Consider the following 14919-nt stretch of genomic DNA (forward strand, 5'->3'; position numbering starts at 1 on the left):
TCAACCCAACATGCCATCCACTTCGTCGTCTTTCTTGTTCGATCCGCTGCTAGCTGACAAGATCGCGGTTGGGTCAACAATTCGCCACGATGGCATGCTGGATGCCACGGCGGTAAAGAACGCTCCGCCGCGAAGTGCCCAAAGCACGTAACCGATCGAGAACAATCCGGCCGCCGAGCCGGCTGATCCGACGATGAATTCATACGACGTTTCTTCGTCCGCCGGTGGTTCTTCCCATTGATGCCAATCGACGGGTTGAGAAGCGATGACGTTCCTGATTCGATTTTGAACTTCGTAATCGTGAAGCAGTTCGTCAGACTTGAACTCGAAACCTGCAATCACGTGCAGCGTTCCCGAACGACCGCCAAGGCTCTGCGACTCGCTCAAAAACGACTTGTTGAAACCATTAAAGCTGCTGCCGTGTTGTCCGACGGCTTGAATGCCCTGGTTGTTGATATTGTCGTTGTTGTTTTGGGAATTCGAGTTGCTTTCGTTGTCGCCCTTCTGCTCTGGTCCATTGGCACCTTCTTGGCCATCTGGATCTTCCATTTCGGGGTCGGTTTCAATCTCCGGTTCAGGTTCTGGTTCCGGTTCAGGGTCGGGTTCAACCGGTGGCGGGACAGCATCGACGTTCAGCGTCACGGTGGCCACGTTGCTTTGCAATGAACCGTCGGTCGCTTGGTAGGTGAATGAATCGGTGCCAAAGAAGCCAGCGTTGGGCGTGTAAACAATGGATCCGTTGGCGAGTTGGACCAAGGTGCCATTGGACGGCGAGCTTGTAATGATGCTGGACAACGAATCACCGTCGATGTCAATGTCGTTACCCACGACGCCGGGGTTACCGAGGTTCAGGCTGCTGTTCGCATTGAGCGAGTAGCTTTCGCCGAACGCCACAGGAGCTTCGTTTGCATCCAGGACGTTGATCGTGAACGCTTGCTGGCTTGATGATCCATCGCTTGATCGTGCTTCGACGACAATGGAGTGGGACATCTGTGTTTCAAAGTCAAGGAACACTGCGGTCGTGACGACGCCGGTTGCTTGGTCGATGGTAAATCTTCCGCTGTCGTCGTCAGCCAAGAAATACGTCACGGTATTGTTCGTGCCATCGTCGTCCGTCGCCATTGTTGTGATGCCAACGGTGCCGCCGGTAACGTTTTCGAGTACTTGGTTAATCCCAGCGTCAACATCGATTGGGGTTCCAACATCGAACTCGTCAAAATCATTTATCGAGACTGTAAAGGTTTCGCGATAAGTTCCGCCTGCCAAATCAGTGACTTCGACTTCGATCGAATGGGAAACCGCGTTCTCGAAATCTAATCCGGCAGGGTTTGCGACGGTAATGTTGCCCGCGTTGTCAATTGCAAATCGACCGGCTGCGGAATCGGAAAGGGCGTAGGTGAACGCGTCACCCAAATCGATATCGCTGGTCGTGACCGAGCCGACGGCGTCGCCGAATCCTGCGTTTTCGATAACTGACAATCCGGTTGCGGATAGGTCGTGCGGGTTGTCGTTGGCACCTTGGATCGTCACGGTGACCTGGGCGGTCGATTGGGATCCGTCGTTGTCGACGATCGTGTAGGTAAAGATGTCGTCAAGAGTGTCCGAAGATGTTCGCAGTATTTCAACGCTGGCGTTGTTGTTGTCTACGAGGTACGAATACGTTCCGTCTGAATTGATGGTGAGGGTTCCGTATTGACCCGCAACACCGCTGCCAACGTTTCCTGAAGTCGAGGTTTGAACGTCGGCAGCTACACCGACGACGGTTTGTGAATTCGAGGAATCAGCGTCGGTGTCATTGGTGATGACACTGCCAGACGGATTGACGCCGGACGTCGCGTTGTTGACGCCACCCGCTTCGGTCGCAGTCGCCGTGTCTGAAACAGCGACCGGTCCGTCGTTGGTGCCGGTTACCGTGATGGTCACGACAGCCTGACTGGTCGCACCGTTGTTGTCTTGGACTTCGTAGGTGAAGGTGACGTCGCGAGTCTCACCGGCGGCCAGGTCTTGGAAGTCGGCACCCGGATCGAAGGCGTAGTTGCCGTTGGGTTGGATTGTGACGCTGCCTTCGGCGGTGTCGGTGATCAGCGAATAGGTGTGCGTGTCGTTGGTGTCGGCATCGGTTTCGCTGAGCGTACCGTTGACGACTGCGCCGTCTTCGATGGCGGTGTCGGTTGCTGCTTGAGCAATGGGTGTGTCGTTGATTCCGGTGACAGTGATGGTCACGACAGCTCGACTGGTCGCGCCGTTGTTGTCTTGGACTTCGTAGGTAAAGGTGACGTCGCGAGTCTCACCGGCGGCCAGGTCTTGGAAGTCGGCACCCGGATCAAAGGCGTAGTCGCCGTTGGGCTGGATTGTGACGCTGCCTTCGGCGGTGTCGGTGATCAACGAATAGGTGTGCGTGTCGTTGGTGTCGATGTCGGTTTCGCTGAGCGTACCAGTGACGACTGCGCCGTCTTCGATTGCGGTATCGGTTGCTGCTTGAGCGACCGGTCCGTCGTTGGTGCCGGTGACGGTGATCGTCACGGTGGCATCGTCGGACAGGTTTCCAGTGCCGTCATCGGTTGCTCGATACGTGAAGGTGACGTCGCGAGTCTCGCCGGCGGCCAGATCTTGGAAATCGGCACCGGGATCAAAGGTGTACGAGCCGTCTGGATTGACAGTCGCAGTTCCTTCGTTGGTGTTGGTAACCAAGGTGTAGGTCAATGTGTCGCCGGGGTCATTGTCGGTCGCGGTAAGGGTTCCGCTGATCACGGATCCATCTTCGATTGCAGCGTTGGTGTCGTCCGAAGCAACGGGTGCGTCGTTGACCGAGTTGACCGTGACCGTGAATGTCACGTCAATCGTTTCGTAGCCATCGCTGACTCGCACCGTGATGTCGGATGTACCATTGACGTTGTCGGCATAGTCGATCGTCAAAGTGTCGGCGGTGTTGTTTAGGTTGAGGCTGTTGAACAACGAAGGGTTGGTGTTGCCGATGATTGCGTACGTCAATTCGGAATCGGTTTGTTCCAAGTCGCTGAACGCCGCAGCCAAGTCGATCACGGTATTCGGTGCGTCTTCATCGACGTTGACGTCGTTAATCGTCCCGGTCGCTTCGGTGTTCAAGTAGAGATCAACGTTGCCGGTCGGCGAGTCGTAGGTGACGAAGGGAACGATTCCAATCGTGTCGCCCAGAATGTTGATCGTTCCAAATGTTCCCGTCAGGCTGGTTGATGCCACCAAGTCATCAAGCAAGCCGCCTGCGGTGATTCCGTTGACGTCCAATTGCAACGTACTGGTGCTGTCCAGCGTTGCCATTCCGCCGACGACAATTGTTTCAAAGACACTCGTCGAGGTCACGTCCAGGGCAAGGGTCGCGTTGGTGCCGATTTCCAGATCATCGATAATCTCTCCGCCACCTTGCAAAATGGCGCCATCGACAATCACGCCGTTTTGGGTGCCGATCGTGTTTCCGGCCATGTTCAGGGTGCCGTCGATCAATCGAAGTTGGTTGATCGAGAGTCCGACGCCCAGGTTGCTGCCCAGCGTCGCGATGCCGGACGCCTTGTCGATGATGATGTCAGCGTTGGTGAAGTCGTTTCCGAAAATCGTTTGGTTGCCGGTGCCGTTGAGCGTGATGTCAAAATCGGCGATCACCTGCGAGTCGCTGCTGGTCAAATCGCCGGCGACAAAAACATTGCCGACGTTGCCAATGCTGTTCTGCGCCAGGCTGATGATGTTCAGGTCACCGCCGATGTTTAGGTCACTCTGCAACAACACGGTGGCATTGCTGCTGAATTCGACATCGTCGAACGTCATGCCGTCGGTATCCAGCACCAGACCGCCGCCTGCGAACTGAGTCGTCACGCCCGTGAAATCAGTCGCGCCCGCGGTGTGCGTCAGTGAACCGGTGACCCGATGATCGCCCGTGAATGTCGCCGTTCCACCGGTCTTGTTGATGACGGCGTTTCGCAGCAACGAGGATGCCGACGTTGCGCTGACGGTCTGGTCGGCCGAACCGCCGATTTCGATGATCGTCGAGCCGTCGTAATCCGTATCCGAAAGCAAGACGTCGCCCAACGCGACAATCTTGCCGTTGTTCAGGGTTCCGACAATGGCGAGTGAAAGTTGGTCGTTGACTTCCAAGTCGCCAAAGAAGTTTCGGATGCCAGTATTGCTGATCGTCAGCGTGTTGACGGGGCCGATCGAACCGTGAATCATCCCGTTGTTGCTGCCGACGATGGTTAGATCCAACGTCGATGCGTCGACGGTGCCGTTGTTATTGAGCAAATTGCCACGAAGGCTCATGTCGCCATCGAGCGTCGCGATGCCGGCGGTCTTGTCGATTTCCAGGTGCTGGACGTTGTAGCCGCTGACGCCACTAACGGTTTGGTCGGTGATGCCGTCCAAAACCAAGACCGACGATCCGGTCCAATTGGTGTCGTTGATTGTCAGATCGCCGGCGATGTTCAAATTCTGGCCGCTGATGTTGGCCACATCGCTGATCAACAGATCGCCGTCGATGTTTAGGCCGCCGACAATGGTGACGCCGCTACCGTTGTTGAATTGGAAATCGTGGAACGTCAAACCGGCCGCGTCAACGGATTGGTTCGCATTGCCCGAGAGGTTGACTTGATGGGTTCCGAAATCGACGTTGCCGGACGTGTGCGTCAGGTTGCCGGTCAACGACAAGTCACTGCCAATCGTCAGCGTGCCGGCGGTGCTGATCGTCAAATCATCGAGCGAGTTGATCGCATCCAACGCTTGGTCGCCGGCCCCATCCAAAATCCAAGCCGAATCGGTCGTCACCACGCTGCCGCCGGTTTGCGTGAAATCGCCGCCGATGTTGAGTTGATCGTTGGCGGTGTTGAACGATCCGCCAAAGATGTCGACGTTGCCGGAAACGACAAAGTCGATGTTGGTCGAAAGCGTGTGCGTGAAGCTGGCTTTGGCCAAGATTTCCCAAACGGCCGCGTCGGTGAACGCCGAGTCGACGACGGCACTGGTCGTGCTGTTGCCGTCAAAGATCACCACGTCATCGGCTTGTGGGACGATTCCCAAATCCCAGTTCGCCGCGTTGCTGAACAAGTTGTCGCCGCCGCCACCGATCCAGTGGAACACGCTTTGGCCCGGCGCGACGGTCACGTCGACCGTGTGCGAATCGGAAAGGAAACCATCGCTGGCCGAAACTACCAGCGACGCGCTGCCGTTGAAACCGCTGACGGACGCATAGGTCAATCCGTCAAGTGCCGCGTCGATGTCCGCTTGCGAACCGCTGAATGCGAGTGTCCCGTCGCTGCCGTCGCCATCGGTCAACGTCAGTCCGCTGGTTTGCGAAAGCGTCAGCGCGGCGCGATTGGCGGTCAACGTCACCGTCAAATTCGTGGTGTCGATGTCCAGCGTGTCGATCACGCCAACGGTCGCCGAATCGAACGTCAATGTTTGTCCTTCACCGACCGTCGCGGCGGGCGGACCGGTGACAATCGGCGCGTCGTTGATCGGGTTGACGGTCACATCAAACGTCACATCAGTGAACTCGCCGCGAACATCGGTCGCACGAACCGTCATTTGGTACGTGCCAAACTGATCGGCGGCGTAGTCCAACGTCAACGTGCCGGCGGCGTCGTCGATTGTGGCGGAATCCAGCAAAGCCGGGTCGCTGTAACCGACCAACGTGTACGTCAATTCGCTGTCGGCGTGTTCGGCATCGCTGAATGCGGCGTCCAGGTCGATCACCGTGTCGGCGGCGTCTTCGTCAACGGCCACATCGTTGATCGTTCCGGTGGGGGCGGAGTTGAGGAACAAGTCGATTGCGTTATTGGCCGGGTCGTCTTCGACGTAAGCGACCAAACCGCCGCTGTTGTTCAGCGTTTGGATATTGTCGAAGTCGCCGTTCTTCGTGCCGTAGGTCAGCACGTTGTCGACGAAGCCGCCGACGGTGTTGTTGAGCAGCGACAATTGCCAAGTCGTTCCCGCTTGGATCGTCAGTGATCCGGAAACATCACGACGCGTTGCCTGGTCACCGGCCGGATCGTTGACGATCGTGCGCAACCTGCCGCCCGATTCGATCGTCAAATCACCCGTGATGTCTCCACCGTGGGTCAACGTGGAACCGGATTGGACGACGACGCCCGCAGTCGTGCTAACGGTGTGTCCGGCGGTCCATAACGAACCGTCTGCGATCACCAATCGTTGCGACGTTCCATCGAGCGTCAAGTCCGCGTTCAGGTACACCGTACCACTCGCTTTGTCGATGAACAGATCGCCGTCGGTCGTGTCGGCGACACTGATGTTTTGATCGCCGTTGCCGACCAAGCGAATCGCGGTTGTTCCGTCGACGGTCGTGTCGATGCCGATCAGGTTGCCACGCACTTGGATCTCGCCACCGTCGAGCGAGTTGATGCTGTTCAGATTCAATTGATTGACGTTCAAGTCGCCGGTGATGTCGCCATCTGCGTCTGCCGTAAAGGCGACATTACCCAGTTGCAACGCACCCGCGTCGATGTTCAAACCCGATCCGCCGAAACCGATCTCGTTGGCACCGCTATCGAACGAGCCCGCTTGATAGGTAAATCCGCCGCGGAAGTTCGCGTCTTCGGTCAGTGTCGCCGTGCCGCCGGTTTTGTTGATCACCAGATTGCGGAGGATGCCCGTGTCGCCGCCGCTGGAAATCGACTGGTCGTTCGCGCCGCCGATCTCAAACACCGTCGTGCCGGTGTAGTCGCCGTCCAGCGTGTCGACATCGCCGAGTAGGATGATCTTGCCACCGTTGATTGTTTGGGCGGCCGTGATCGTCGTCGCGCCGTTGACGGTCAAGTCGCCGTCGATGGTTTTTGCACCCGACGTGTTGATGGTCAGCGAGTTGATCGCGCCGATGCCGCCGTCGATGGTGCCGGCGTTGGTTCCGGTGAGATGCAAATTCAATCCCGTCGCGATCGTGTTGCCTTGATCGTGAATCAGATCGCCGAGCAAATTCAATCGGCCCGTCATCGTGGCATCGCCCGACGCCTTGTTGATTCGCAAGTCCGTCAGGGTGCTTCCGCCGGTGCCGTTTGCGGCAAGCGTTTGGTTGCCGGTTCCATCGAGAACGTACTCGGTTGTTCCCGTGGCAGTGTTGTGTCCAAGCGTCACGTCGCCGCCGAGCAAGAAGCGGCCACCGTTGACGGTGGTGATGACGCTGGTGGTAAACGTACCATCGACATCCACGTCGCTTTGCAACGTCGTCACCCCGTCGGCTCGGAAGACGAAGTCGTTGAACGTTACGCCCGCCACGTCGATGACGCTGCCGGTCGAACTTTGTAACGAAACTTCCACTCCGCTGGCATCAACGGTTCCGCTACTGCGAACGAGACTTCCGAAAACGCTCAAATCGCTGGCCAGGGTCACTTCGCCCGCCGACGCGAACGTGACGTTGCCCAACGTCGAGCCGCTGTCGATGGTTTGGTTGGCCGAACCGTCGAAAGTGAAGTTGGAATTGCCTGCGAATATTCGCGAGTTACCCGCGGTCAAATCACCCGCGATTGCGACGCTTGCATTGCGGGCATCGAATAAACCGTCGATGTTCAAGTTGCCATCAACATCGAGCGTTTGATTATTCAAGTCGAACGTTCCGGTGCCCGACCAATCCGCATTGCCGGCGACGTCGAGGTTTCGCAGCATCAGCAAATCGCCGGTGTAGGCCGCATCGACGATGATGCTGCCGACGCCGCCCGCGAACGCCGTGTCGATGGTCGAATCTTTCACGCTGGTGACGTTGAAGACAACCACGTCGTCGGCTTCGGGAACCAAGTCGTGATCCCAATTGTCTGCATCGGACCAATCGTTCGTTGTGCCGCCGCCGTCCCATGTGAACGTGGTTGTGCCTGGCGTGACGGTGATCGCGATTGACGTTGAATCGGTCAGAGATCCGTCATCGACCGAAACAATCAGCGAAGCGTTTCCGTTGTAGCCGGCTTGGGAATCGTAATCGAGTCCGTCCAAGGCCGCGTCGATGTTCGCAGCGGTTCCACTGAATTGCAGCGTGCCGTCGGTGCCGTCGGCGTCGATCAACGTCAGGCCCGTCGTTTGAGCAATCGCGATTGAGGCGTGGTTGGCGGTGAGCGTGACGGTGAGAATGTCGCCGTCGAAATCGGTGGTGTCGATCAAGCCCGCATCGGCGGCGCTGAAGGCCAGCGACCCGGACTCAACGACCGTGGCTGTGTTCGGACCGACAACGATCGGAGCATCATTTTGGCCCTGAATCGTGACCGTGATTTGAGACGACGAAGTGGCTCCTGCGGCGTCGGTGATCGTGTATGTGAACACGTCGTCGATCGTGTCGGACGCCGAACCGAGTGCTTCGACGGTCGCGTTGCTGTTGTCGACGACGTAGCTAAACGAACCGTCGGTGTTGATTGTGATCGAGCCGTACGAACCGGCGACTGATGTGCCGACTGCACCGGTGGCTGAACCGATGATGTTTCCGGTGACGGTTCGTGAATCGCTAGCGTCAACGTCGGTGTCGTTGTCGAGGACATTTCCGGTCGGGTCGGTTCCAGCAGTCGCGTTGGCGACGCCGCCGGCTTCGACTGCCGTTACGGTATCAAAGACGGCAACCGGATTGTCGTTGGCTCCGCGAATCGTGATCGTGATCTGAGATGTCGACGCCAGGCCTGCGGTATCTTCGGTCGTGTACGAGAACACTTCGCTGAGCGTGTGGCTGGACGTGCGTAACGCTTGCACGTCCGTGTTGGATTCGTCGATGACGTAGGTGTAACTGCCGTCGGAGTTGATGGTGATCGTTCCGAAGGTTCCGATCAATCCTGAACCGACGTTGCCGGCGGCTGAAGCCTGGACTCCAACGGCGACGCCGGTGACGGTGTGGTCGTCGCCCGAATCGACTGGGTTGTCGTTGGTCAGCACATTGCCGGTCGCGTTGTTGCCTGCGGTGGCGTTGGCGATGCCGCCGGATTCGTCGGCGGTGCCGGCATCGGCGATCGCGACGGGGGCATCGTTGGCACCTTGAATGGTGACGGTAACCTGCGTTGACGTTTCAGCGCCCGATGTGTCTTGGGCGGTGTAGGTGAAGACATCGGTCAGTGTTTCGCCGGAGTTCAACAGTTCTTGCACGGCGGTGTTGCTGTTATCGACCGTGTAGGTGGCCGTCCCGTCCGAAGCGATTTGAATGCTGCCGTACAAACCGGCGACGCTGGTGCCGACGTTGCCGCTTGCCGCCGAGACGTTGCCCGCGGCAACTCCCGAGACGTTCATCGTGTCGCCCGCGTCCACGTCGGTATCGTTGGCGAGCACGTTGGTGCTCGGGTTGGTGCCCGCGACGCCGTTGGCGGTTCCGCCGGCTTCGGTGGCCGTCATCGTGTCGGCGGTTGCCACGATCGCGTCGTTGGCACCGCGAACGGTGACGGTGATCTGAGTCGTGGACTGCAGTCCGTCGGTGTCTTCAAACGTGTAAGTGAACGTGTCGCTGGCGAACTGGCCGCTGGTCCGCAAGGCTTGCACGGTCGCGTTGCTGTTGTCGACGGTGTAGGTGTAGGTGCCGTCGCTGGCGATCGTGATGCTGCCGTACGAACCTGTGACCGTCGAACCCACATTCCCGGCGGCTGAAGTCTGGATTCCAACCGCGACGCCGGTGACCGTTTGCGTGTCGTCTGCGTCCACGTCGGTGTCGTTGTCGAGGACGTTGCCGGTCGGGTTGGTGCCTGCGGTGCCGTTGGCGATTCCGCCCGCTTCAAACGCCGTGGCGGTATCGACGACTGCGGTGGGCGTGTCGTTGCCACCTTGGATCGTGATGACGACCTGAGTCGTGCTGGTGGTTCCGGCCGTGTCGGTCACGGTGTAGGAATACGTTTCGGTCAGCGTTTCGGTTGCCGTTCGCAGTGACTGGACGGCGGCCAGCGTTTCGTTGATCGTGTACGTGTAGCTGCCGTCGTTGTTGATCACAATGCTGCCGTAGTTACCGGCGACCGAGGCACCGACACTTCCCGATGTCGAAGTGTGCGTTCCAAGCTGGACGCCGACGACGGTTTTGGTGTCGCCGAAATCCACGTCGGTGTCATTGTCAACAAGGTTACCAGTCGCGTCGCTACCGGCGGTGCCGTTATTCAGCCCGCCCGATTCGACGGCGGTGTCGACATCGGCGATCGCAATGATCGCGTCGTTCTGGCCATCGACCGTGATGGTTAACTGCGTCGTGGAGGTGTTGTTGGCGTTGTCTTCCATCGTGTAGGTGAACACGTCGGTGACTTGGTTGCCGGAGGTTCGCAGCGCTTCGACGGCTGGGTTGGTGTTGTCCAGCGTGTAGGTGAAGTCACCGTTGGCACCAATCACGACACTGCCGTAGGTGCCGACCACGGTCACGCCCACGTCACCGGTAGCGGTTCCCGTGGTGCCTGGATCGACGCCGATGACGACTTTGCCATCGTTGGAAGCGTCGTTGGTCAAAACGTTGCCGGACGGATTGGTTCCGGGCGTCGCGTTGGCGACTCCACCGGATTCGACAGCGGTATCGGTGTCGGCTTCGGCGACCGGCAAGTCGGTGCGTCCATCAATCGTGATCACAATCTGAGTCGTCGATTCCAGACCGGTGGTGTCGGACATCGTGTACGAGAACGTCTCGGTCAACGATTCACCATCGAGCAACCCGTCGACCGCCGCGTTGTCGTTGTCGACCGTGTACGTGTAACTGCCATCGCTGGCAATGGAGATGCTGCCGTAGGTTCCCGTGACGGCAGACCCTACATTCCCGGCGGCTGAAGCCTGGACTCCAACAGCGACGCCAACAACGGTCTTGTTGTCGTTTGCATCAACATCGGTGTCGTTGGTTAGAACGTTGCCGGTCGGATCGGTGCCCGAGATGTTGTTGTTCATCCCGGACGCTTCGATCGCGGTCGCGACGTTGGCAACGGCAACGGGAGCGTCGTTCTGGCCGGTGATCGTGATCGTGACTTCGGCGGTGGAATCGGCACCTGATGCGTCTTGCATCGTGTAAGTGAAGGTTTCTGTCAGAAAATCGCTGACCGTTCGCAGGGACTGAACCGCGGCGTTGGATTCGTTGACGACGTAAGTCGCGTTGCCGGTTGAGTCAATCGTCAGCGTGCCGTAGGTTCCCGCAACGCCGGAGCCGACATTGCCCGACGCGATGGATTGAGAGCCCGAGTCAACGCCCACGATGGTTTGACCGTCACTGTCGTCGATGTCGGTGTCGTTGGTCAACACGTTGCCCGTTCCATTGGAACCAGCCGTTGCATTGGAGACTCCACCGGATTCAACCGCCGTCAGTCCGTCATCGACCGCGCCGGGATCATCGTTTTGGCCCTGGATCGTGACGGTGATTTGCGTCGTCGATTCCAGGCCGGCGTCGTCGGTCATCGTGTAGGTGAAGATGTCGTCGAGCGTGTCACTGGAAGTGCGCAGCGCTTCGACCGCCGCGTTGCTGTTGTCGACGATGTAGCTGAATGACCCGTTCGAGTTGATCGTGATCGCACCGTAGGTTCCGGCGACCGAGGTGCCGACGTTGGTGGCGGCTGAAGCCTGGACTCCAGCGAGAACGCCGGTCACGGTCTTGCTGTCGCCAGCGTCAACATCAGTGTCGTTGGTCAACACGCTGCCGGTTGGGTTGGTTCCCGAGTCAGCATTGGCCAATCCACCGGCTTCGACCGCAATCGTGGTGTCGGCAACGGCGACCGGAGCGTCGTTCTGTCCGTCGATGGTGATGACGACCTGAGTCGACGAGGTCGCGCCGCCGGTGTCCGTCACCGTGTAGGTGAACGTGTCCGTGATCGCGTTACTGCTGGTGCGCAGGGCCTGCACGATCGGATTGGTTTCGTCGACGACGTAGGTGTAGTCACCGTCGGCATTGATCGTGATCGCACCGTAGGTTCCGGTGACGGCAGAGGCAATGTTCCCGGCGGCTGAAGCCTGGACTCCAACGGCGACACCGGTCACGTTCAAGACGTCGCCGGGGTCGACTTCGGTATCGTTGGCCAAAACGTTGCCGGTCGCGTTGCTGCCGACGGTCGCGTTGGCGATGCCGCCAGCTTCGGTGGCATCGCCCGTGTCGGCGACGGCGATCACCGCGTCGTTGACGGGCGTGATGACCATCGACGCGGTGGCGGACTCGGTCGAGAACTCATTGGTGCCACCTTGGTTGCCCGTTGGATCAACCAAACTTGGCGAACCGTTGCTGGAACCGGTGGAAGTCGTTTGATCCCAACCGATGAAGGCAAACGTTGCTGTTTCGCCATCAATCCCGTCGGGCGAGTAGCGAACCTGCGACGTCGAGGTCAGCAACAGTGCGCTGGTCGACGACACGCTACCAAAATCGGTCCAGTTGGTTCCGTCAGTGCTGTATTGCCAAGTTCCGTTGCCAGTCAAAGCGGTGACGGCGATGCCCGACAGCGATGACGCATCGACGTCGTTGCCGCCGGCACTGGCGAAGATCGACGCAACGCTGCTGCCCGTTGAGACTGTGTCTTCGTTCGTTCCTGCCAGGGTTACGGTACTGCCGCCTGTCAGCGTTGGCGCGTCGTTGAAGGGATCCACGGTGATCGAAACGGTTTTGACGTCCGTCAAGCTGCCGCCGTCGGTCGCCGTGATCGTCAGCGTGTCGATTCCGTTGAAGTTAGCGTCGCCGGTGTAGTTGATCGAGGCGATCGTGGCGTTGATCTCGGCTTGCGTTCCCGCAATCGTCAGCGCGGAAGAGTCATTGGCACCGCTTGAGATCGTTGCCGATCCGTCCAGCGTGACGTTCAGGTCGCCGTTGTTCACTGAAATCTGTACCGAAGTGACGTTGGTGTCGTCATCGGCAATCGAAACACCGGTGATCGCCAGCGTCACGTCTTCGGTCGCGGTTTGCGGGGAAGGCGTCGCGATGACGGGAGCTTCATTCACGTCGGTGACGTTGACGGTGAACGCTTGAGTCGTGAATTCACCGGCATCGTCGGTGACGCGTACCGTGATCGAATGCGAGGTGTTGGCTTCGTGGTTCAGTTGGGACGAATCCGCGACGGTGATCTCGCCGGTGCGGTCGTCGATGACGAATCGTCCGCCCGCATTGTTGTCCAGCGTGTAGGCGAACTGATCGGTTCGATCGGGGTCGCTGCCAGACGCCGCGCCGATGAACGTTCCGTTTGCCGAGTTCTCGGCGACGGTCAGCGCGGGAACGGATTGGTAGACCCGGACATCGTCAAGGTACCCGTCGATGCCGGACGTTTCCGTCGAGATGTCGGTGAACTGAATTGTCGTCGAGGTTGAATCAGCGACAAACGTGTAGCTGTGGTTCCCGAAATCGGTGACGCCACCGCTGATATTGTGGACGACCGATGCGACATCTCGATCCAACAACGTGGCGGACCCGATCGCTTGAACGTTTAGCGATTGGGTGGATCCGTCCGGGGTTCCACGAATGGCCCAATGATCGAAGCGAATGGTATAGGTTTGTCCGATCGTGGTGGTAATGGCTTGAGAAACGACAGCGTTGTTGGGCATGTTGCCGCCACCGAACGCGACCGCATGATTGCCATCGGTCGCGGGATTGGTGGACACGCCTGCGTTTCCGGTAAACATCCATCCGGTGCTGCCGCTTTCAAAACTGCCGTTGGTGATCAGGTTGGGGCCGTTGCCGGCAACGATCGCGTTGGGCGAATCATTGACCGGTGTAATGTCGACGGCCACGCTGCCGATGGCAATGTCGGTTCCGCCGCCGCTGCCGGTGTTGCCTTGATCGTTGAACACGACCGCGATCGTGTCCGATGCATTGCCTTCGGTGTGGGAAACACTGTGGCGGTATTGAATGTTGCTGGCGGTGTTCAAGAACGTGTTCAGACTGCTCTGGGATCCGGTCAGGGTGAGTGATCCGGTGCCATCGCCGGTCACAATCACGCCGCCGCCGGTCGTCGCGAACAGTTCACCGCCGGTCGACGTGGTCAGCGTGACGACCAGATCATTTCCCGCGTCGTCAGGATCTTGCAGGTTGATCGCGGACAGATCGACATCGCTGAGCACGTCTTCGGTGACCGTGACGGCCGACGGCAGCGAACCGGCGTTGCGCGGATCATCGTTGACGGCCGCGACGTTGATGGTGACTGAATCCGAATCGGTCAGTCCACCGGCATCGGTGCTGACGATCGACAACGTGTCGGTGCCCGCGAAGTTCAAGTCGCCCAAATATTGAAGCGTGGCGAGCGTGGCGTTGATCTCGGCTTGAGTGCCCGAAACGGTCAACGTCGTCGAATCGTCGGCACCGGCGGTGATCGTCGCACTGCCGTCGAGCGTGACCGAGATCGTGCCGCTGTTAACGCTCAACTGCACCGACGTGACGTTCGTGTCCGCATCGCCGACGCTCAGGCCGGTGATCGAGTGAACGGTGTCTTCGGTCGCGTTCTGGGTTGCCGGGACGTTGTTGATGGGCGAAACGTTGACGCCGAACTCGTTGCCGAATTCCGAGGTGCCGATGCCGGTCAAAGTTGCCGTGGCGACGATCGCATCGGTGTCGACGACTCCGGTGACCGTCAGGGTGCCGGAATAGTTGCCGTTGGCGTCGGTCGTCAAGAATCCGAGATAGCGTTGGCCTTCGCCACCACCGTCGGACTCAAAGAATTCGATGCGAGCGTTTGCGAAATCGGTATCGCCGGGTGCCGTGCCGACGTAACCGGAAAGCGTCAGGTCGGTGCCGATTAAGTTGGCGTTGGTGATGATCGGATGGTCGATGCCGTCGTTGGACGAATCGGTGTCGAGCACGCCGTCGTTGGCTCCGGTGTCCGCTATGTTGATGCCATTGTCGGCGTTGTTGAACGTCGAGTTCATTGAAACGACAATGTTGACCGGTTCGTCCAGCGGCTCGGCGTCGTTGTGACGAATTTCGATTCCGTTGGTATTGTTGTGAACAATGTTCGACGAAATCGTCATGTCCGACGATCCCCATCCAGCCGCGATCGCCGCGTAGCC

General features: G+C 58.8%; 1 protein-coding gene (running past one end of the window). It reads right to left on the reverse strand.

Translation table 11 applies throughout. The annotated features are described in order from the left end of the window. Positions 1-14919: the 3' portion of a VCBS domain-containing protein gene (locus RC85_RS26780; RefSeq protein WP_068261864.1), read on the reverse strand. The gene runs 16713 nt beyond the window's last position; the window shows 14919 of its 31632 coding nt (coding positions 16714-31632); its start codon lies off the right edge, out of view — the gene reads right to left on this strand; it ends in the stop codon at positions 1-3.

Origin of the sequence: Rubripirellula obstinata (assembly GCF_001642955.1) — a bacterium.
In the GTDB taxonomy this organism is placed as follows: Bacteria; Planctomycetota; Planctomycetia; order Pirellulales; family Pirellulaceae; genus Rubripirellula; species Rubripirellula obstinata.